The sequence below is a fragment of the Curtobacterium sp. 22159 genome (assembly GCF_052045775.1).
Taxonomy (GTDB): Bacteria; Actinomycetota; Actinomycetes; order Actinomycetales; family Microbacteriaceae; genus Curtobacterium.
Genome location: NZ_JBQEPN010000011.1, coordinates 67543 through 88673 on the forward strand (window position 1 = coordinate 67543; position 21131 = coordinate 88673).

General features: G+C 73.2%; 16 protein-coding genes. 9 read left to right on the plus strand and 7 right to left on the minus strand.

The genetic code is table 11. The features are described 5' to 3' along the window. Positions 1 to 77 precede the first annotated feature (77 nt). The gene (locus ACTJKO_RS13355) at positions 78 to 1460 is read left to right on the plus strand and encodes a zinc-dependent metalloprotease (protein ID WP_440689481.1); all 1383 of its coding nucleotides are present in this window, start codon (positions 78 to 80) and stop codon (positions 1458 to 1460) included. Positions 1461 to 1520: 60 nt separating this feature from the next. Then, a complete protein-coding gene (locus ACTJKO_RS13360) occupies positions 1521 to 2384 on the plus strand; it encodes a TOMM precursor leader peptide-binding protein (RefSeq protein WP_440689483.1) in 864 nt (287 codons plus the stop codon). On the opposite strand, the gene ACTJKO_RS13365 is transcribed toward ACTJKO_RS13360, so the two are convergent. Both ACTJKO_RS13365 and nudC read right to left on the minus strand, forming a co-directional pair. Then, positions 2275 to 4032: an ATP-dependent helicase gene (locus tag ACTJKO_RS13365; RefSeq protein ID WP_440689485.1), complete on the minus strand. Its 1758-nt coding sequence runs from the start codon at positions 4030 to 4032 to the stop codon at positions 2275 to 2277. The genes ACTJKO_RS13360 and ACTJKO_RS13365 overlap by 110 nt on opposite strands. Beyond that, positions 4029 to 4964 carry an NAD(+) diphosphatase gene (gene nudC / locus ACTJKO_RS13370; protein ID WP_440689487.1) on the minus strand — a complete coding sequence of 312 codons (936 nt, stop codon included), beginning with the start codon at positions 4962 to 4964 and terminating at the stop codon, positions 4029 to 4031. Before nudC ends, ACTJKO_RS13365 begins: the two co-directional genes overlap by 4 nt. A gap of 108 nt (positions 4965 to 5072) precedes the next feature. On the opposite strand from nudC, the gene ACTJKO_RS13375 reads away from it, so the two are divergent. Beyond that, positions 5073 to 6071 carry a phosphotransferase gene (locus ACTJKO_RS13375; RefSeq protein WP_440689489.1) on the plus strand — a complete coding sequence of 333 codons (999 nt, stop codon included), beginning with the start codon at positions 5073 to 5075 and terminating at the stop codon, positions 6069 to 6071. Between the two features lie 63 nt (positions 6072 to 6134). On the opposite strand, the gene ACTJKO_RS13380 is transcribed toward ACTJKO_RS13375, so the two are convergent. Both ACTJKO_RS13380 and ACTJKO_RS13385 read right to left on the minus strand, forming a co-directional pair. Beyond that, positions 6135 to 9401 (minus strand): ATP-dependent DNA helicase, encoded by a 3267-nt coding sequence (locus ACTJKO_RS13380; protein WP_440689491.1) that lies wholly within the window; start codon positions 9399 to 9401, stop codon positions 6135 to 6137. Next, entirely contained in the window at positions 9398 to 12553 is a 3156-nt protein-coding gene (locus tag ACTJKO_RS13385) for a PD-(D/E)XK nuclease family protein (protein WP_440689493.1), read from the minus strand. The genes ACTJKO_RS13380 and ACTJKO_RS13385 overlap by 4 nt, the downstream gene beginning before the upstream one ends. Before the next feature lie 113 nt (positions 12554 to 12666). Here ACTJKO_RS13385 and ACTJKO_RS13390 point away from each other — a divergent pair, with 113 nt between their 5' ends. Together ACTJKO_RS13390 and ACTJKO_RS13395 are read left to right on the plus strand one after the other, a co-directional pair. Further along, entirely contained in the window at positions 12667 to 12891 is a 225-nt protein-coding gene (locus ACTJKO_RS13390; RefSeq protein ID WP_440689495.1) for a DUF3107 domain-containing protein, read from the plus strand. A gap of 4 nt (positions 12892 to 12895) precedes the next feature. Further along, positions 12896 to 13192: a hypothetical protein gene (locus ACTJKO_RS13395; protein WP_440689497.1), complete on the plus strand. Its 297-nt coding sequence runs from the start codon at positions 12896 to 12898 to the stop codon at positions 13190 to 13192. A gap of 28 nt (positions 13193 to 13220) precedes the next feature. Here ACTJKO_RS13395 and ACTJKO_RS13400 read toward each other — a convergent pair whose 3' ends face one another. Continuing rightward, positions 13221 to 13937 (minus strand): ferritin-like fold-containing protein, encoded by a 717-nt coding sequence (locus tag ACTJKO_RS13400; RefSeq protein WP_440689499.1) that lies wholly within the window; start codon positions 13935 to 13937, stop codon positions 13221 to 13223. Between the two features lie 91 nt (positions 13938 to 14028). Here ACTJKO_RS13400 and ACTJKO_RS13405 point away from each other — a divergent pair, with 91 nt between their 5' ends. Then, a complete protein-coding gene (locus ACTJKO_RS13405) occupies positions 14029 to 15507 on the plus strand; it encodes a DEAD/DEAH box helicase (RefSeq protein WP_440689501.1) in 1479 nt (492 codons plus the stop codon). A gap of 277 nt (positions 15508 to 15784) precedes the next feature. Here the strand turns inward: ACTJKO_RS13405 and ACTJKO_RS13410 are convergent, their stop codons facing one another. Continuing rightward, positions 15785 to 16657, minus strand: a complete 873-nt coding sequence (locus ACTJKO_RS13410; protein WP_440689503.1) for a PHP domain-containing protein — start codon at positions 16655 to 16657, stop codon at positions 15785 to 15787. Between the two features lie 69 nt (positions 16658 to 16726). Between ACTJKO_RS13410 and ACTJKO_RS13415 the strand changes: the two genes are divergently transcribed. Further along, positions 16727 to 18211 (plus strand): aminopeptidase P family protein, encoded by a 1485-nt coding sequence (locus ACTJKO_RS13415; protein ID WP_440689505.1) that lies wholly within the window; start codon positions 16727 to 16729, stop codon positions 18209 to 18211. Between the two features lie 9 nt (positions 18212 to 18220). Beyond that, a complete protein-coding gene (locus tag ACTJKO_RS13420) occupies positions 18221 to 18721 on the plus strand; it encodes a GNAT family N-acetyltransferase (RefSeq protein ID WP_440689507.1) in 501 nt (166 codons plus the stop codon). Positions 18722 to 18723: 2 nt separating this feature from the next. Here ACTJKO_RS13420 and ACTJKO_RS13425 read toward each other — a convergent pair whose 3' ends face one another. Further along, positions 18724 to 19704, minus strand: a complete 981-nt coding sequence (locus tag ACTJKO_RS13425) for a general stress protein (protein WP_440689509.1) — start codon at positions 19702 to 19704, stop codon at positions 18724 to 18726. 83 nt (positions 19705 to 19787) lie between these two features. Here ACTJKO_RS13425 and ACTJKO_RS13430 point away from each other — a divergent pair, with 83 nt between their 5' ends. After that, positions 19788 to 21107: a magnesium transporter MgtE N-terminal domain-containing protein gene (locus ACTJKO_RS13430; RefSeq protein WP_440689511.1), complete on the plus strand. Its 1320-nt coding sequence runs from the start codon at positions 19788 to 19790 to the stop codon at positions 21105 to 21107. Positions 21108 to 21131: the final 24 nt, after the last annotated feature.

Below are 21131 nucleotides of genomic sequence, written 5' to 3' on the forward strand. Positions count from 1 at the left end.
CCTCGGCGCAGCGGTTGGGGCGTTCCCACGGGGGCGTCCCAGGCGCGGCCCCGTGAGCAGCGATTAGCGTAGTCGCCATGCCTGATGAACCGCAGCCGGGGCCGGACGACGACTTCCAGGAGATGCTCCGGAAGCTCCTCTCCGGAGAGGGCCAGATCGACCCGTCGCAGCTGGCGGGTGCCGCGGGTCTGCCGAACGACCCGGCATTCGTCGCGAACCTGATGAGCCAGCTGCAGCGCGCGGCCCGGTCGGGTGTCGACGGCATCGACTTCTCCGTCGCGGCCGAACGCGCCACCGCCATCGCTCGTGACGGCGGTCACCCGGTGGACCCGGTGACCTCCCAGGCGGCCGACCAGGCGTTCCAGGTCGCCGCACTGTGGCTGGACGAGGCCACCACGGTGGCCGAGCTCACCGCGACCCCGAGCCTGTACACGCGGGAGCAGTGGGCGAGGGCGACCACGCCGGTCTGGGCACAGATCGCCGAGCCCGTCGCGTTGAGCATCGCGAACGCGTTGACGGAGGCCATCGAACAGCGCGCGCCGGAGCAGCTGAAGGCCATGCTGGGCGACGTCTCGAAGGCGATGCGCGGCGTCGGTGGCGCCCTCTTCGCGATCCAGCTGGGCCAGGTCGTCGGACAGCTCTCGAAGGAGGTCGTGTCCGGCGGGGACGTCGGCGTGCCGCTGCTCGACGAGCAGGTCGCCGCGCTCCTCCCGCAGAACGTCGCCGAGTTCGCCGAGGGGCTCGACGTCCCCGAGAACGAGGTCCGCATCTACCTGGCCGTCCGCGAGCTCGCGCACGCTCGGCTCTTCCGGTCGGCGAGGTGGCTCCGGCTGCACATCATCTCGTCGATCACGGACTACGCGCGGGGCATCCACATCCCGTTCGACCGCGTCGAGGAACTCGCGTCCGAGATCGACCCGACGAACCAGGAACAGCTGCGCGACGCGCTCGCCTCCGGCGCGCTCATCCCGCCGCGGACGGAAGAGCAGGAGGCCGCGCTCGCCCGTCTCGAGACGATGCTCGCGCTCGTCGAGGGCTGGGTCGACACCGTGACCGCCGCCGCCACGGCCCGCCTGCCGAAGTCGGGCGCGATCGCCGAGATGGTCCGCCGCCGCCGCGCGGCGGGTGGTCCCGCGGAGTCCGCGTTCGCGACCCTGGTCGGCCTCGAACTCCGCCCCCGTCGTCTGCGCGAGGCCGCAGCGATGTGGCAGCGGGTGACCGACGAGCTCGGTGCCGAGCAGCGCGACGCCCTCTGGTCGCACTTCGACGCGGTCCCGACCTCGGAGGACATCGACGCGCCCGACGCGTTCGTGGCGCGGCTGCGGAACCCGGGCCGCTCCGCGGAGGACGACGAGTTCGACCGTGCACTCGAGGACCTGCTGAACGACACGACCGGCGATCGTCCCCGCGAGGACGAGTCCGGTCACGTCGACGAGGACCCCGGCGACGAGCCGCGGTGAGTTCTCCACAGATCCGCTGACCCGGCCCCGTGCGGCCGCCCCGTCGGCCAACGTTGGGGCATGGGCATCCGAATCGATCCGGCTCTCGAGTTCGTCTGGCGCGACCCGACGACCGTGCAGCTCGGCGTGGACCCGCCGCGCGCCGTCGTGCCCGTCCCGACGACGGCGGAGGAACGGTTCCTCGGCGCGCTGCGACGGGACACCGGGCGTTCGGCGCTGCCGGGACTCGCAGCGGCGACCGGGTGCACGCCCGCGGTCGCCGCACGCGTGCTCGGGGCGGCGTCGACGGCGCTCGTGGACGTCCTTCCCGGTCCCCTCGTGCGGGTCGAGGTGCACGGTCCCGGTGCCCTGGCGGACACGCTCGCGGACATGCTCGCGGGCGAGGGCGAGGGCGTGACCGTCGCCCGGACGACCGCACCGCCGGGCGGACCGATCGCCGTCCCCGACCCGGACCCCCGGCTCGCCGTCGCCGTCGCGGACCACGTGGTCGACCCGGCGCTCCGCGCCGCTTGGACGCGTCGCGGCGTGCCCCACCTGCCGGTCGTGGTGGGCGACGGCCGGGTGCGCGTCGGCCCGTTCGTGGTCCCGGGTGCCGGCCCGTGCCTCCAGTGCGTCGAGTACGCACGCGTCGACGACGACCCGGCGTGGCCCGCCGTCGCCGCGCAGGTGTGGGGCCGCCCAGCGGCACCGCTGTCGCCCTACCGGCGGGCGGCCGTCGCGGCGGCGGCCGCGCGACTGGTCCTCGAACGGCTGCCGTCCACGACGCAGCGCCCGCGGGACGAGCAGTTGGTCTTCGAGCGCGACGACCTGTCCGTCAGCGTGCGGGCGGTGGCGTTCCATCGGCGCTGCGCGTGCCGAGCGCTGCCAGGAACCGACTCGCCACCCGGGCGCCCCCACGCGTGGAACCCTGCCGTGACCACGTGACGGTCACCGAGCGCCGGGCGCGGGTGATCCCGACGTAGAACAGCCGACGTTCCTCGTCGATCTGCGCGTCGGTGGTCGCGTACGAGATCGGGAGCAGCCCCTCGGCTGCCCCGATCACGATCACGTGCGGCCACTCGAGCCCCTTCGACGAGTGCAGCGTCGCGAGCGTCACCGCGTCGAGTTCGGGCTCGTGGTGCGTCGCCGCGCGGTCGACGAGGTCCTGGGTGAACTGCTGCATGGTCGTGCCGGCGGGAGCGTCCTCGGCGAGCCCCATGATCGCCTGCAGTGCCTCCCACTGCTCACGGACGGCACCGGCCCCCTCCGGCGGCGTGGGGGTCCAGCCGCTCACCTGCAGGACGAGCCCCACCCGCCGTGTGAGCTCGTCGTCGGTCTGACGCACCGCTTCCCCGCGCATGTGGTGCACGGCGAGCTTCACCTCGGGCCGGTCGAAGAACCGCGTGCCGCCCTGCACCCGGTACGGGATCCCCGCGCGGCCGAGCGCCGACTCGATCGCCGCGGCCTGCGCACCGAGCCGGTACAGCACGGCGCAGTCGCCGTACGCCGCTCCGGCGGCGACCAGGTCGGCGATGCGGCGAGCGACCGCCTGCGCCTCGTCGCCGTCGTGGGCGGAGGCGATGACCTCGGGCTCCGGGCCCGGTTCGGCGGTCTGCGCGACGAGGTCGAGAGCGCCCGGCTGTCCGCGCATGAGCGCGTTGGCCGCGTGCACGACCTCGGGCGTGGAACGGTAGTTGCGCTCCAACCGCACGACCGAGCCGCGCGGGAACTCCGAGCCGAACCCGAGCAGGTACCGGCTCGACGCCCCCGCGAACGAGTAGATCGTCTGGCTCGCGTCCCCGACGACGCAGACGTCGTCACGCCCTCCGAGCCAGGCCCGCAGCAGGTCGTGCTGCACGGGCGAGACGTCCTGGTACTCGTCCACCACGAAGAAGCGGTACTGCTGGCGGACGTACGACGCCACGCGTGGCTCGGACTCCACCATGCCGAGCGTGGCGAGCAGGACGTCCTCGAAGTCGAGCTGCCGGCGGTCGTCCTTGAGCTGCTCGTACGCGCGCATGAGGTCGAGGACCCGACGGGGCGGCGTGTCCCGCGGCATCACCCGTTCGGCCGCCGCCGCCTCGTACTCGTCGTAGGAGAGCATCTGGACCTTGCGCCACTCGACCTCCGCGGCCAGGTCGCGCAGGGTCGGGGTGTCGACCTGCATGCCCACGGTGTCCGCGGCGTGCGCGATCATCCGGCCCTTCGACTCGACGATGCGCGGGGCGTGGCCGCCGACGGTGTCCGGCCAGAAGTAGCTCAGCTGCGCCATCGCCGCGGCGTGGAAGGTGCGGGCCTGCACGGTGCCGGCGCCGAGCGCGCGCAACCGTGACCGGAGTTCACCGGCCGCCCGGGTGGTGAACGTCAGGGCGAGGACGTGGTTCGGCGCGTAGGTGCCGGTGGCCACGCCGTAGGCGATGCGGTGCGTGATCGCGCGGGTCTTGCCGGTGCCGGCGCCCGCGAGCACGGCGACGGGACCGAGGAGGGTGCGGGCCACCGTGCGCTGCTCGGCGTCGAGCGCGGCGAGGAGTTCGTCCGGCGCCGGCGGCCGGGCGCCCGACGCCGACGGCGCCGCCCCGGAGGCGTTGCTCACGGCAGGTCCAGCGGGCCGCCGTACCACTCCTCGATGATGGCGCGGGCGATCGACGTCCGACCGGGCAGGAGCAGGGTGTCCCCGGCTCGTTCCCGGATCTCCTCGCGGGAGAACCAGCGCACGTCGAGGATCTCGACGCCGTCGGGCCGCGCGGTCGTCGGGTCGCCGTCCACCGCACGCGCGCGGAACCCGAGCATGAGCGACGCCGGGAAGGGCCACGGCTGCGACCCGAGGTACTCGGGTTCCTCGACCCGGACGCCGGACTCCTCCCACACCTCGCGACGGACGGCGTCCTCGAGCGACTCCCCCGGCTCCACGAAGCCGGCGAGCAGCGAGTACCGGTTCGCGTCCCACGCGGCGTTCGAGCCGAGCAGGATGCGGTCCTCGGCGTCCGTCACCCCGACGATGATGGCGGCGTCCGTGCGCGGGAAGTGCTCGTGACCCTCGGGGTCCCGCCGCACCCACCCGCCGCTCACGACGTCGGTCGCCGAGCCGGTCCGCGGCGAGAACCCGTGCACGGCGTGCCAGTTCGCCATGGCGACCGCCTCGACCGCGAGTCCCTGGTCACGCGGCGAGAGCTCGGTGCCGAACATCCGCAGGCTCTCCCACGCGTCGTCGGACGGCTCGATCGCGGCGGCGGTCACGGTGTCGACGAAGGCGGCCACGAACCGCGTGCCGACGGGGGCGTCGGAGGCGTCGGACACCGAGCGGCCGAGGTAGAGCGTCACGGTGCCCGCGGGCACAGCGTCGGCGGACACGAAGCGCAGCGTGCCGTCGGCGTTGCGGAGCATCTCCGACCCGCGCACGGGCAGGTACCGGGTCGACGGGTCCTCGCGGAGGACGCGGTCGATGTCCGCCGTCGTCCGGAACTCCGCGTCGCGGTCGAGGTCGTTGCGGGAGAGGGGCAGCCGGGCGGCGAACTCGACGGTCACGGCAGGGGGCTCCTCGGGTCGGATCGGGTCTGGGTGCAGGACGCCCGGGCTGCCCCGGGCCAGCGTGGCGCACGCTCGACCACCGGCTGCGGACCTACCCTGAGGGGCATGGCGGGATCCCAGTTCACTCTAGCCGCGTTGGCGACGACGGCCGTCCCAGGCCTGGTCGTCACGGGTACGCGCACGCTCGGCTCGGCAGCCTCCGGTGACTACGAGTCGGCCGTCCTCCGCGATGCCGACGGTCCCGAGATCGCGATCCGGCGACCGCGCAACCAGCGCGCCGAGGCACGCCAGTCCGCCGACCTCGTCGCGATCCGTGCGCTGAGCGCCGGGATCCGCACGCGCCTCCCGTTCGGCGTCGCGGAGTACCGCGGACAGGCGCCGATCGGGTCCACCCGCGCGATCGTCACCACCTACCTGCCGGGCACGCACCCGAGCCTCCGGACGCTCGTCGAGCGACCGGACCTGGCCACCAGCGTGGGCCGGGCGATCGCGGCGATCCACCAACTGCCGACGAGCTTCGTCACCGATGCCGGTCTGCCGTCGCTCACCCCCTTCGAGGTGCTGCGGTCCGCCGTCTCCGTGATGGACCGTGCCGTCGCCACGAAGCTCGTCCCGGCGGCGCTCAAGGAGCGGTGGGAGGGCGCGGCCCGCGACCAGCAGCTCTGGCAGTTCACGCCGACGGTCGTGCACGGGTCGCTCGGCACCGGCACGATCCTGGTCGACGGCGACGCCGTCACCGGCGTCATCGACTGGGGCGAGCTGCGGCTCGGCGACCCGGCGAAGGACCTCGCCTGGGTGCTCGCCGGCCGCCAGGACGCCTTCGACACCGTGCTCAGCGCCTACGAGGCGAACGGCGGCGGTCGGGACCGGCAGCTCGCGCAGCGCGCGCGGGTGCACCACGAGCTCGAGACCGCGCAGTGGCTGTTGCACGGGGTGCAGGTGAAGAGCACGGAGGTCGTCGACGACGCGGTCGCGATGATGCACCGGTTGGTGGACACGGTCCGGACGCCGAGTGCGGCGCCGCTGCAGTCCGTGTCGCCGGAGACGATGGAGATCGGCGAGGTCGAGGAGCTGCTGTCGTCGACCGAGCGTCGGCACGGCTGACCCGTCGGCCAGGAGGCGCGGTGCGGCTCCGCCACGTCGGCGCGCCTGGCGCGGGTGGTGGTGTCAACCGATCGCGTCGCGCCACGCGCGTTCCAGCCCGGCGCGGTCGAGCAGCTCCCGCGGCCGCACCTCGAGGTCGTCGGCCACGAAGTAGAACACCGCGTCGACCTCGTCGATGGGCCGCCCGGTGAACTCGGCGTACGCGACGCGGTACAGCGCGAGCTGCAACTGGCGCTTCGCCAGGTCGTCGTCGCCCGCCGGTGCCTTGCCCGTCTTCCAGTCGACGACCTCGGCCCGGCCGTCGATGTCGTAGACGGCGTCGAGCTTGCACACGACACTGTGCCCGAGGAACGGGATGTGGATCTCGCGCTCCACCTCGATCGGCGTCAGGTCCGCCCATCGTGACCGGGCGAAGGTCGCCTGGAACGTCGCGAGTCGGCGGGCGTCGTCGTCGGTGACCACGCCCTCCGTCGATGCGTCCACCAGGTCGTCCTGGTCGAGGTCGAGCTCACCGTCCCATGCGTCGAGCGTCTCGAGCGACCCGCCGCTGCGCGCACGCCGTTCGACCCACTGGTGGAACAGCGTGCCGAGGCGCGTCGCACGGTACGGCCGTTCCGGCATCGGCCGGCGCAGGCGCTCCGCGACGACGTCCGGTTCGGCGAGGTAGTCCTTGAACCCGGACGCGGGGACACGGTGCGGCACGACGACGGTGTGCCGGGCCTTCCGGTTCGCCGCGCGCTCGGCGAGCAGCAGGTCGATGTCGGCGCTGAAGCGTCCGGCCGCGCCGGGGTTGGCGTTCCGCACCCGTTCGGCCGCGGCGAGGACCCGACCGGCACGCTGTCCGAACGGCACGTGCGGCCAGCGCTGCGTCGCGCCGGCGTCCCCGAGGGGGTTCTCCTCGTGCTCGGTCGCGTCGGGCACCACTCCGGCTTCGACCACCCCGGCGTCGACCAGGTCGCGCAGGTACCGGCTCGGCTCCGTCGGTCGTACTCCGCCCGCCCAGAACGACCCCGACACCAGCAGGTCGTGCTTGGCGCGCGTGAGCGCCACGTAGGTCAGCCGTCGTTCCTCGTCCTCGTTGCGCGCCTTCACCTGCTCCTTGTAGGCGTCGATCGCGAGCGTGACGGACTTCTGGTCGTCGTGGCCCCGCCAGTCGAGTCGCGGGAGTTCGTCGGCGTCGCCCCGGAACTCGTAGGGCAGCCGGCCGAAGCCGATCCACCCCGACGAGCCCTCCTGGGCACGGGCGGGCAGCGAACCCTCGACGAGGCGCGGCACCGCGACCGCGTCCCACTCGAGCCCCTTCGAACCGTGGATGGTCAGGATCTGCACGGTGCCGGACTCGGGTTCCTCCGAGCGGGGCCCCATGTCGTCCCGGCGCGCCGCGGCGTCGATCCAGCCGAGGAACGCGCCGAGGTCGGCGCGGTCGTCGGTGGCCACGAACCCGGCCAGCTCGTCGATGAAGGCGTCGAGGAACGCCCCGCTCCCCTGCTCGTGCGCGGCGACCTCGATGTCGAGCCGCAGCTCCTGCACGACGAGGGTCACGAAGTCGACGAGGTCACCGCTCGCACGCGACCGCAGCGCCGCGAGCTGACGACCGAGTTCCCGCATCCGCGCACGACCGACGCTGCTGATGTCCGCGAGTGCGCCGTGCTCGTCGGGGGCGGTCGCGACGAAGTCGAGCGCGTCGACGATCGAGCCGTGCTCGCCCGCGGCGACCGATGCCCGGAACGCGGCGGTCAGGTCGTCGTCGAGCCGTTGCTGCGTGTGGTCGCGCCCGAACAGCCAGCGGGCGAGGGCGTGCAGCGCGGCGATGTCCGCTGCGCCGATCCGCCACCGTGCTCCGGCGAGCAGCCGGATGAGGTCGTTGCCCGCGGCGGGATCGTGGAGCACGCGCAGGCACGCCACGAGGTCGACGATCTCGGGTCGCTGCAGCAGACCGCCCGTGCCGAGCACGTGGAACGGCACCCGCTGCTCGCCGAGCGCGGCCGTGAAGGCCGCGAGGTCCTTCCGGGAGCGGAGCAGGAGCGCCATCGACTGCGTCGGATCGGCTGCACGACGTTCGGCGAACCAGCGAGCGACGGCCTCGGCCTCCTCCGGGAGCGTCTCGGGGAACACCGCGTCGACGGTGCCCGCGTCGGCGCCCGGCCGGGGTACCAGGCGTTCGACGTCGACCTCGGACGCCTCGGAGAGCGGTGCCACGACGGCGTTCGCGCCCACGAGCACGTCGACGGGGTTCCGCCAACTGGTGGACAGGGCGAAGGTCACCGGTCGCGTCGGTGCGGTGCCCGCGTCCGGGTCGGTGGGAGCCGCCGCGAAGTCCCGCGGGAACCGGGCGAGGTTCGCCGCGCTGGCCCCGCGGAACCCGTAGATCGACTGGTGCGGGTCCCCCACGGCCATCACCGGGTGCCCGCGGAACAGCCGCGCGAGGAAGCGCGTCTGCACCACCGAGGTGTCCTGGTACTCGTCGAGGAGCACGACGCCGTAACGCTGTCGCAGGTCCGACACGACACGCGGCGCCGACTCGGCCGCCGCCAGGGCGAGCGCGATCTGGTCGGAGAACTCGACGAAACCGCGGTCGACCTTCTGCCGCCGGAACTCCTCGACGAGGTCGACGAGCGGTTCGAGTGCGCCGATCGCGGCGACGGCGTCGGTGACGGCCTTGTACGGCGCCCCGCGGTTGTTGCCGGGCAGTTCGAGCAGACCGGCGAACTCGATCGCGAACCGTCGCAGCCGTGCGGGTTCGACGAGGTGCTCGGACACCGCCCCGGCGAGCGCCACGACCGCCGCGGTCACGGTGTCGACGTCGCGGTCGAGTCCGGCGAGCCGGTCGTCGCGGGCGCCCACCACGACCCGGCGCGCGAGTTGCCAGGCCGACGGTTCGGTGAGCACCTGGGACTCGCCGTCACGGCCGACGAGCAGGGCGTTCTCGCGGAAGACCGAGTTCGCGAAGGCGTTGTAGGTCGACACCGTCGGAGCCTCGAAGGCGTCACCGGCCTCGAGCAGACCCACGTCCTCGAGCGCACGGATGCGGTCGTTGATGCGGACGGAGAGTTCCCCCGCGGCCTTCCGGGTGAAGGTCAGGCCGAGGATGCCGTCCGGTCGGACCATGCCGTTCGCGAGCAGCCAGACGACCCGCGAGGCCATCGTCTCCGTCTTGCCGCTGCCGGCACCCGCGACCACGAGCGCGGGCGCGAGGGGCGATTCGATCACGGCGCGCTGCTGGGGGGTCGGCCGGGGCCGTCCGAGGGCGTCCGCGATCGCGTCCGCGTCGTGCCGCGGCGCGTCGACGGCGTCACCGTGCGCGGTGTCGAGCAGCCGTTCCCCGGTCACCAGGTCACCTCTCCCACGACGTGGATGCGGCACTCCACGCCGGTCCGGGCCTTCTCGCAGTGGTCGTCGACGTTGGCCAGGAACGTTCGCCCCGCCATGCCCTCGGCGACCGCGTGCAGCCGCTGACGGTAGGCGTCACGGGCGTCGTCGTCGAACGCCTGCTGCGTCCGTTCCGAGTAGGCACGGCCGCCACGCGGGTTCTGCACGAACACCAGGCGCGCGTCGGCCATCCTCGCCCCGGCGGGGACGCCGTCGACGGCGCCGTCCTCGACCGCGAGCTGGTACGCGCCGAGCTGCGGGTGCCCGGGCATGTCGTTCTTCTCGCTCGGCATCGAGCGTCCGGTCTTGAGGTCGACGACGCTGACCCGTCCGTCGGGGTCGACCTCGATCCGGTCGATGCTGCCGCGCATGCGTGCCGGGCCGGTCACCAGGGCGAAGGAGGTCTCCGCGCCGAGCAGCCGTCGTCCTGCGCTCGCGAAGGTGCGCAGGTAGTCGCTGAGCCCCTCGATCATGCGGCGGGTCCGGGCGCGCTCGCGGTCGGCGATCCACGGCGACTCGAAGGTCAGCTCGTCCCACCGGCCCTCGACGTGCTGCCACAGCGACTCGACGTCGATCTCTGTGGCGTGCTCCATGGCCTCGTGCACGATCGTCCCGATGCCCATGGCGGGACTCGGGGCACCGCCGCCGAACGTCTGCACGAACCAGTGCACCGGGCACTCCTCGAAGGTCCCGATGCGTGACGGCGAGACCGAGACGGTCGGCGCGACGGGCTCGCCGCCCTCGTGCTCGGGTGCCGGATCGGCGGTGAGGTCGACGAGCGGCTCGTCGGTGGACGGCTCGGCGAGCCCGTACCAGTCGTCCGGCGCGGCGCCCGGCACCTCCGCCGCGGCGAGGCGGGCGAGGGCCGAGGCGGCCTCGGGATCCCCCGCCGAGACGACGCGGCGCCGGAGGGACCCCGCCAGCCCCCGGAGCGAGAGCGGGTGCACGGTCGGTTGCCGGTCCGGCGGGACGGGCACGAGCCGGACGAACGGCGAGGGCGCCTCGTCGTCGTTCGCCACCGTCCCGATCACGACCTGCGTGGTGGCACGGGACACGGCGCGGGCGAACAGCCGGAGCTCGTCGGCGATCACGGCGGCGCGGTCGTCGACCGCTGCGTGCGGGACGCCGGCAGCGGCACGGACGAGTCCGTCCGGGTCGAGCAGGCTCCCCCGGACCCGGGTGTTCGGCCAGACGCCGTCCTGCAGCCCGAGGACGACGACCACGTCGCACTCGAGGCCGATGGTGGCGGACGGGGTGAGCACGCGGACCCGACCGGCCGTCCGGTCCGGGCCGATGGAGTCCTCGGGCAGATCCGAGCCGAGCAGGTCGTCGACGAAGACCCGGGCCGGGGCGTCGGGGGTGCGCTCGACGAACCGCTTCGCCGCGGTGAACAGTCCGACCACCGCGTCGAGGTGCCGGTCCGCTTCGGCCGCGCCGACACCGCCCGCCGCGGACTGTGCACCCCAGGTGGCCGCGAGTCCGCTGCGTTCCCAGAGGCCCCAGAGGATCTCCTCGATGCTGGCACCCCCGTCGGCGTCCGTCCGGGCCTGGACCAGGCTCCGGGCGAGCCGCGTCGCGCGGCGTGCGAAGCCGGCGTCGACGGTCGCCAACCGCTCCGGAGCGCCGAGCGCGTCCACCAGGAGTTCGTCGGCGGTGCGTGTGCCGCCGCCGGCGAGTTCTTCACGTCGGAGTGCGAGCCGGAGCCGCCGGATCGCGAGGGTGTCGAGCCCGCCGAGCGGTCCGGTGGCGAAGGACGTGGCGAGCGCCGCGTCGAGCGGGAGCACGCCGAGCGAGACCGCCGCCGCGTCGAGGAGCGCTCGGGCAGCGGTGTCGTCGCGCGGCCGGACGGGTGCGGCCCCGGCGGTGGCGGGGACCTCGGCGACGGAGAGCGCGCGGACGAGTTCGGGGATCGCCGCACCGCTGCGGGTGACCACGGCCATCCGGTGCCACGGCACGCCGTCCAGCAGCCGGTGCTCGCGGAGTCTGCGTGCCACCGCCACCACGAGCGCAGCGCGACTGGCGCCCTCGAGGTGGACGACGGCGTCGGGGCGGGCGTCGTCCGCGGTGGCCGTCGCGGTCCGCTGTCGACCGGCCGCTGCGGCGCCGATGCGCGCGGTGACGCTCGAGACGAGTTCCCGGATCGGGGCGGGGTGCCGGTGCACGGTGGTGAGCACCAGTTCGTCCACGTGGTCGACACCGAGCCGCGACCCGAGCCGCCCGAGCACGTCGGGTTCGGCGCCGCGGAACGCGGAGGCGGCGATGTCCGGGTCGCCGAACGCCACGACCTGGACGCCGGAGCGGGCGAGCGCCCCGAGCAGGGCGATCTCCCCCTCGACCAGCTCCTGCGTGTCGTCGACCACCACGAGCTGGAGCGCGGCGACGCTCGCCGGGACCTGTCCGCGGAGCACCGCGGCCGTGGCGTACGCGACGAGTTCGGCAGCGTCGAGCCCGGTCTCGCGGAACGCGGTCACGGCGGCGCGGTACTCGTCGACGAAGTCCCCGACGGCCCGCCACTCCGGCCGCCCGGAGTCGTCGCCGAGCTCGCGCATGTCGTCCGGCTCGACCCCGGCCGCGACGGCCCGCATCATCACGTCGCGCAGCGCCGTGCGGAAGCCTGCGCGTTCGCGCACCACGCTCGTGATGGGCTCGGGCCACTCCGGACCGGTGCCGTCCAGTTCGTGCCCTTCGAGCAGGTCGGCGATGATGCGGTCCTGCTCACCACCGGTGAGCAGGGTGGGCGGTTCCTGCCCCTGCACGGCCGCCGCGTGGGCGACGATCTGGAACGCGAGCGAGTTCACGGTGCGGGCGAGGGCGCCCGGCACCACCCGCCCGACGGCGGCGGCGAGGCGGTCGCGGAGGGCGGTGGCAGCGGCACGCGCGGACGTCAGGGCGAGCACGGTCGTGTGGCCGTCGGTCGAGATCGCGTCGCCGCGGCTGAGCCGGGCGGCGACGAGTCGCGACAGGGTGGTGGTCTTCCCGGTGCCGGGCGCACCGAGCACCGCCGCGTGCCGTCCGTCGGGCAGGGACAGGACCGCTGCCTGCGACGCGTCCGCCGCGAGCGCCCGCAGGACCCCGGTGTCCGCGGGGGCGGGCGTCAACGTCGTCTGGGGCACCCTCGTACGGTAACCGGAGCGACCGACACCGCACGGCAGCCGCGGCCGGGCGAGGCAGTGCGCCTGCGGCGAACGTCCGATGGTCCCCGCAGCCGCTCGGATACGCTGTGCTCGTGGACATCAAGATCGGCATCATGAACAGCCCGCGCGAGATCGCGTTCGAGACCGCACACACCGCGGACGAGATCGAGAAGGCCGTGTCGGAGGCCCTCGCCGCAAAGTCGACGCACCTGTCGCTGCAGGACGAGAAGGGACGTCGGTTCATCGTCCCCGTCGCCGCGCTCGCCTACGTCGAGGTCGGCGCGGAGGAGTCCCGCCGCATCGGCTTCGTCGCCTGACGACGTGGAACTGCTGTTCGCGGTCCTCGGTGGCGTGATCGTCGGGGCCGTCGCGCACGCGGTCCTGCCGTGGCGCTCCACCCGGGGCTCACTGCTCGGACCGGCGGTCGGCGGCATCGTCGCCGCGGTGCTGTGGGAAGCGCTGACCTGGGCCGGCTGGGCGTACGACGCGACGTGGATCTGGGTCGTCGCGCTGGCCGGTGCGGCCGTGGTGGCGCTCGTCACCGAGTGGCTGCTCGGGCGACGCCGCACCGCAGCCGACACCGCGTACTACGAGCGCGTCAAGGCGCAGGGGGCCTGAGCCTCCCCGCGCGGGCGCCCTTCGAGCGTCAGGCCGTCAGGCCGAGCGCGTCCATGCGTCGGGTGTGCGCGGCGATGAGTTCCGTCCAGACCGGCTCGAGCCGTTCCTGGTCCTCGCGCGCGTGGGACGCCAACGCAGAACGCGCGACGAGCAGGGTGTCCCCGACGAGCCGCCGGCCCCACATCGCGAGCCGTGAGCCGACCCGGGGTTCCTCCTCGATGCGGGCGGTGAGTTCCTCGACCACGGCGGCTTCCTCACGCGAGTCGAACACCGTGCGCAGCCGCTGACGGACGTCCGCCGGGAGCGAGCGGAGCAGGCTGCCGAACAGGTCGTTGAGGATCCCCGCGGTGACGTAGCCCGTGAGCATCGACTCGTACCAGTCCGCGCCGCTCGTGCGCTCGAGGAAGCGGTCGATCGCCTCGCGGTGGGGCGCCATCAGGGCTGCGGGATCACCGCCGGTGCGTTCGATCTCGCCGACGATGGTCCGGTGCCGCTCGAGCGCGGTCGTCGCGAGCACGCCGGTGACCAGGCGGCCCGACAGGGTGGGGGCACCGGCCCCGGCGCGGCCCATCGTCTCGTAGAACGACAGCTGGAGGTACGCGGCCTGGCCGAGGTAGACGTCGAGCTCGGGGCTGACGTCGTCGAGCTGCAGACGTTCGACGGGCGACGCGTTCCGCGGGTTCCGCGACGCGAGCCACGCTGCGGCGAGCTGCGCCGCGCGCTTCCGGTTCCACCACGACACCACCCGACGAGCATAGCGGGAACCGCCCCGCGCCCCGTCCGTCCGGGCCCGTCGGTAGACTGGTCCGGACTTCCACCAGAACTAAGGTGATCCTTTGACTTTCGCAGACCTCTCCATCGAGCAGGACATCGTCGACGCGCTCGCGACGAAGGGCATCCTCGAGCCCTTCCCGATCCAGCAGCAGACGATCCCGCTCGCCCTCACCGGCCAGGACATCATCGGCCAGGCCAAGACGGGTACCGGCAAGACCCTCGGCTTCGGCCTCCCGCTCGTCCAGCGCCTCGGCGCCGACCCCGCGCCCGGCGTGAAGGCCCTCGTGGTCGTCCCCACCCGTGAGCTCGCGGTGCAGGTGACCGAGGACCTCGAACTGGCCACCTCGAACCGTTCCACGACGATCGTGTCGATCTACGGCGGCAAGGCGTACGAGGGCCAGATCGAGCAGCTCAAGGCCGGCGCCCAGATCGTCGTCGGCACCCCCGGGCGCCTCATCGACCTGCAGCGGCAGCGCCTGCTCGACCTCTCGCACGTGCAGGAAGTCGTGCTCGACGAGGCCGACCGCATGCTCGACCTCGGCTTCCTGTCGGACGTCGAGCGGATCTTCCAGGCCGTACCCGCCGTGCGGCACACGATGCTGTTCTCCGCGACGATGCCCGCACCGATCGTGGCACTGGCCCGTCGCTTCATGACGCGTCCCGTCCACATCCGCGCGACCGATCCGGACGAGGGCCTCACCCAGGCCAACATCAAGCACGTCATCTACCGCGCGCACTCGCTCGACAAGGACGAGGTCATCGCCCGGATCCTCCAGGCGGAAGGGCGCGGCAAGACCGTCATCTTCACCCGGACGAAGCGTGCCGCGGCGAAGCTCGTCGAGGAGCTGAAGGACCGCGGGTTCAACGCCGCGGCCGTGCACGGCGACCTCAACCAGGAACAGCGCGAGCGCGCCATGGCCGCCTTCAAGGCCGGCAAGCGCGACGTGCTCATCGCGACCGACGTCGCGGCCCGGGGCATCGACGTCGACGACGTCACGCACGTGATCAACCACACGATCCCGGACGACCCGGACACCTACCTGCACCGCGCGGGCCGCACCGGTCGCGCGGGCAAGACCGGCATCGCGGTCACGTTCGTGGACTGGGACGACCTGCACAAGTGGACGCTGATCGACAAGGCGCTCCAGTTCGGCATCCCCGAGCCGGTCGAGACCTACTCGTCGTCGCCGCACCTCTTCGAGGACCTCGACATCCCGAAGGGCACCAAGGGCCGCCTCCCCGGCGCCTCCGCGCATGCGGCCTCCGCCGGTGGTCCCGCCGACAAGAAGACGAGCGACCGGCCGCGCAGCAGCGGCTCCCGGTCACGCACCCGCACCCGCACAGGAGGCTCGGAGCAGTCCGCCTCTCAGGCATCGGGCGCGCAGTCCCCGGCCGCCGACGGCGCGGCCGGCACCTCGGGCGCCGAGGGCTCGACCGACGGTGCCGCGAAGCGCCGCCGTCGGCGCCGCCGTCGCGGGAGCGGCAGCGGGTCGACCGATGCGACCGCCTCGGCGCCGCAGGGTTCGTCGGACGGCGAGTAGCGCCTCCAGGACGAAGGGTCCGTCGCGTTCCGCGACGGACCCTTCGTCGTCCGTGCCCGCCGTGCCGACTGCCGAGACTCGGGCTGAGCGACGTTCCTCGCGCTGCCGAGCACGAGTCCGGTCGCCCAGCCCGAGTCTCGCGGGACGCGCGGCGAGACTCGGGCGCCGCGTCGCGAGACTCGACGTGGGCGACGTTCCTCGCGCTGCCGAGCCCGAGTCCGGTCGCGCAGCCCGAGTCTCGCGGAGCCCAGCCCGAGTCTCGGGGGCCGGCGCCCGGTCAGGCCAGGCGGGACCCGGCGCCGACGACCGGCACGCTGCCGGTGGCCTCGGAGCGGATCGCGTCGAACGCGGCCAGGGACGTCCGGTGCTCCCCGAGCCGGTTCGGCTTGCCGGTGCCGTGGTAGTCGCTCGACCCGGTGACGAACAGGCCGTACCGCACCGCCCAGTCGAGCAGGGTGCGCTTGCCGTGCGCGAGGTTCTCGCGGTGGTCGACCTCGAGCCCGCCGAGCCCGGCGTCGACGAGTTCGCGGAGCATCGGCTCGTCGATCACGATGCCGCGCGAGGACGCCGCCGGGTGCGCGATGACGGGCACGCCGCCGGCCTGCCGGATGAGTTCGACCCCGCGCAGGGGCGACGGCGCTTCGTGCGGTTCGTAGTAACCCGACGCCGGGTGCAGGATCCCGCGGAACGCCGCACTGCGGTCGGACTCGAGCCCGCGGGCGACCAGCGCGTCGGCGATGTGCGGGCGTCCGATCGTCGCGCCGTCGCTCGACTGTGCGAGGACGTCGTCCCAGGTGATCGGGTGGTCGCGTCCGATGCGCTCCACCATGCGGCGCGCCCGGGACAGCCGTCCGTCGCGGATGCGGGTGGTCTCGGCGACGAGACCGGGGTCGTCGGGGTCGACGAGGTAGCCGAGCACGTGGACGCTGCGGTGGCCGACCCGGGTGCTCAGCTCGAGGCCCGGGAGGAGCGTGAGGGGGAGGTCACGTGCGGTCGCGGTGGCCTCGGCCCAGCCCGCGGTGGTGTCGTGGTCCGTCAGGGCGACGCCGTCGAGTCCGGCAGCGGCAGCCGCCCGGACGAGGTCCGCGGGGCGCTCGGTGCCGTCGGAGACGCTCGAGTGCGCGTGCAGGTCGATGAACGGATCGGGCACGACGTCAATGCTATCCACAGGTGAGTGGGCGCACAGGCCGGCGGACCCGCGCGGTGCGATGATGGGTGCATGTCCGACACCACTCCCCGCGCGACGAGCAACCGATCGACGACTCCCGGGTCGTCGACCTTCAAGGACTACATCGGTTCCCAGTGGGCCGATCGTGACCGCCCCCTGCCCGCCCCGCGCGAGCAGGCAGCGTTCGCAGCGGAGCGTCGGGCCCGCATCTCCGAGCTGCACCCGGGCCGGACGATCGTCGTGCCCGCGGGGCAGGCGAAGGTCCGGTCGAACGACTGCGACTACCCCTTCCGCCCGCACTCCGCGTTCGCGCACCTGACCGGCTGGGGCACCGACACCGTCGTCGGCTCCGTGCTCGTCATGACGCCGAACGGCTCCGGGCACGACGCCACGCTCTACTTCCGCGCGACCGCCGGCCGCGACTCCGAGGAGTTCTACGCCAACCCGGAGATCGGTGAGTTCTGGGTCGGCCCGCGCCCCTCCCTCGACGAGGTCGCCGCCGACCTCGGGCTCGCGACGGCCGACCTCGGGGCGTTCGACTCGGTCAGCGCCGGGTTCGACGCGTCGGTGCTCGTCGTGCGTGACGCCGACACCGACCTCACGCGCCTCCTCGACGACCGCCTGGGCAGCGCCGTCGGCGGGGCCCCCGAGACCGACGGCGTGCCCGCGACCGACGACGTCCTGGCACGCGACCTCTCCGAGCTGCGCCTCGTCAAGGACGCGTACGAGGTGCACGAGCTCCGCGAGGCGGTGGCCGCGACGAAGGCCGGCTTCGACGACGTCATCGCCGACTTCGACCAGGTGCTCGCCCACCCCCGCGGGGAGCGCATCGTCGAGGGGACCTTCAACCGTCGCGCGCGTGCCGACGGCAACACGGTGGGCTACGACACGATCGCCGCCTCGGGGCACCACGCCTGCATCCTGCACTGGACCCGGAACGACGGCGCCGTGCAGCCCGGTGACCTCATCCTCATCGACGCCGGTGTCGAGGTCGACTCCTTCTACACGGCGGACATCACGCGCACGCTGCCGGTGAGCGGCCGGTTCTCCGACGTGCAGCGCCTCGTCTACGAAGCCGTGCTCGAAGCGGCCGACGCTGCGTTCGCGATCGTCAAGCCGGGCATCACCTTCCGCCAGGTGCACGCCACCGCGATGGAGGTCATCGCGCGCAAGACCGCCGAGTGGGGGTTCCTGCCCGGCACCGCCGAGGAATCCCTCCAGCAGGACAACCAGTTCCACCGCCGCTACATGGTGCACGGCACGAGCCACCACCTCGGGCTCGACGTCCACGACTGCGCGAAGGCCCGGCGTGAGATGTACATCGACGGCATCGTGCAGCCCGGGATGGTCTTCACGATCGAGCCCGGGCTCTACTTCCAGCAGGACGACCTGACCGTCCCCGAGGAGTTCCGCGGCATCGGCGTGCGCATCGAGGACGACATCCTCGTGACCGAGGACGGCGCCGAGAACCTGTCCGTCGGGATCCCCCGGACCCCCTCGGAAGTGGAGGGGTGGATCGCCCGCTCCGGCCGCTAGCCTGAGCGGGTGACGACGCCCGAGGTCTCCCCCAGCACGCCCGCAGCCCCCAGCGAGAGCACGTTCTCGATCGATGTCGAGCACTTCGACTCCCCGGACGCACAGCGGCTCCGAGCCGCCCAGCGTCTCGAGATCGACCGCGCCTACGGCGGCGACACCGAGCCCGGCGAGAAGCCCACGGCGGAGTCGATCGCGGTCTTCTTCGTCGCGCGTGACGAGGCGGGCACACCGCTCGGCTGCGGTGGGCTGCGCGTGGTCGACGACGGCATCACGGAGATCAAGCGGATGTACGTGCGGCCCGAGTCCCGCGGCAGTGGGGTCTCGGCGGCGCTGTTGCGACGGCTGGAGGAAGCCGCGCTCGACCTCGGCTCACCGGCGCTCGTGCTCGAGACCGGGACGGAGCAGAAGCGTGCGATCGGGTTCTACGAGCGCGAGGGGTTCTCGCGCATCGCGAACTTCGGGCCGTACGTCGGCGCTCCCCTGTCGATCTGCTACTCCAAGGTCCTCTGACCTCAGCGGGTCTCGCCGTCCTCCGGGCGCTCGGGCGCGGACCCCTGCGGTGACGACGGCGCCGACGTGGGCGTCCCGCCGGTGACCCGCTCGCCGTAGCGCGGCGGGTCCTCGGGCCGGGGCTGTGACGCAGGCGACCCCTGCGTCCCCGAACCCTGCGTACCCGACCCAGGCGTCCCCGGAGCCTGCGCACCCGCCCCCTGCCCGGGCGCCCCCGTCGGGTTCTCCCTGTACCGCGGCCCTTCGTTCGTGCCGTAGCGCGGTCGCTCCGCCTGCCCGCCCGCGGCCGGCCCACCGGGCTGCTGCGCGCCTCCAGGCTGCTGGTGCGGCGTGGCCTGCCCGCCGTACGGCGCCGGACCACCGACACCGCCACCGACCCCGCTGCCGCCACCCGCGCCGCCCTGCGGGCCCGGCCGCCACGGCTGCTGCCCGTGCAGCCCCGGACCGGCGGCACCGGGAGCGCCGGGCGTGCCCGGGTTCCAGTGCGTGGCGGGCGCGACCCCGGCCTCGCCGAGGATGCGTCGCGCCTGCCCGGTCAGCTGCGGGTCGACCACGATCTGGTAGTTCGTGGCGAGCACCTGGTGCACGCTCGTGAAGTCCCGCTGGCGCTTCGTGATCGCGAACGACACGATGCCGTAGAGCATGCCGAACGTGGCGCCGATGATGGCGGCGGCGAGGATGAGCCCGCCGGCGCTCGGCGAGAACAGCGTGAGCACGATGCCGAAGAAGATGCCGAGCCAGAGCCCGGACAGCGCACCCGCGATCGCGGCACGGCCGTAGGTCATCTTGCCGGTGACCCGCTCGACGGTCTTGAGGTCGTTGCCGACGATCGAGAGCTGGTTGACGGGGAAGTCGGCCTCGGCGAGCTTGGCCACCACGCGCTGGGCGTCGGGGTAGCTGTCGTACGTGCCGAGGACGTCGCCCTTGGGCAGCGTCGGGAAGGCCTGGGCGGTCCGGCCGGCGAACGGGCTCTGATTGCTCACTCAGCCATCATTCACCCGACACCTTGCGATCGCACGTGCGCGAACGGAGAGGCGGCTGGTGCACAGCGACTACGCTGGGTCGGGTGAGCGCCACGAAGGTCTTCGTCGCCCGCCTCGCCGGGTGCTCCGTCTTCGACCCCGCGGGCGACCGTGTCGGCAGGGTGCGGGACGTGCTCGTCGTGTACCGGCGGGTCGATGCGCCGCGCGTGGTGGGTCTCATCGTCGAGGTGCCGGGCAAACGCCGCATCTTCGTGAGCATCGGCCGCATCACGTCGATCGGAGCCGGGCAGGTCATCACGACCGGCCTGGTGAACATGCGCCGCTTCGAGCAGCGCGGCGGCGAGGTCCGGGTGATCGCCGAGATGCTCGGCCGCAAGGTCCTCATCAAGAAGGAACGCATCCGAGCGTCGATCGAGGACGTCGCGATCGAGGACCGCGGTCAGGGCGATTGGGAGGTGTCGCAGCTCTTCCTCCGCAAGCCGAAGACGACGCCGTCCCCGTTCGGGAAGGGCCCGACGACGTTCGCGACCTGGAACGAGGTGACGGAGGACGAGCTCCCGGGCGAGGCACAGTCCGCCGAGCACGTCATCGCCGCGTACTCCGACCTGCTGCCGGCAGACCTCGCGTCGACGCTGCTCGACCTGCCCGAGGAACGCCGGTTCGAGGTCGCCGAGGAACTCCCCGACGACCGTCTCGCCGACGTGCTCGAGGAGATGCCCGACCAGGAGCGCATCGAGATCCTCACCCGGCTCGAGGACGCCCGGGCCGCCGACGTCCTCGACCACATGCAGCCCGACGACGCTGCCGACGTCCTCGCGCAGTTCTCCGACGAGCGGAGCGAGGCGCTCCTCGAGCTCATGGAGCCCGAGGAAGCGCAGGACGTGCGCATGCTCCTCGAGTACGAGCCGGACACGGCCGGCGGTCTCATGACGACCGAGCCGGTGATCGTCTCGGCGGACGCGACGGTGGCCGAGGGCCTCGCCCTGGTCCGCCGCCACGAGCTCGCCCCGGTGCTCGGCGCAGCGGTGTGCGTCACCCTGCCGCCGTACGAGCCGCCGACCGGACGCTTCCTCGGTCTCGTGCACTTCCAGCGCATGCTGCGGTACCCGCCGAACGAGCGGCTCGGCACGCTCATCGACCAGCAGACCGAACCGGTCCGGGTCGATGCGAGCGCCGCCGAGGTGACCCGCATCATGGCGACCTACAACCTGCTGTCCGTGCCCGTGGTCGACGACGCCCACCGACTCGTCGGGGTGGTGACGATCGACGATGTCCTCGACCACGTCCTGCCGGACGACTGGCGAAGTCAGGGCGAGGGGGAACCCTCACCGCTTCCACGCCAACGCCCGCGCAAGACGCCCGTGACGACGGGAAGGAGGACCACCCGTGGCCCGAACGGATGAGAACCGCCAGGAACGCCTCGACTC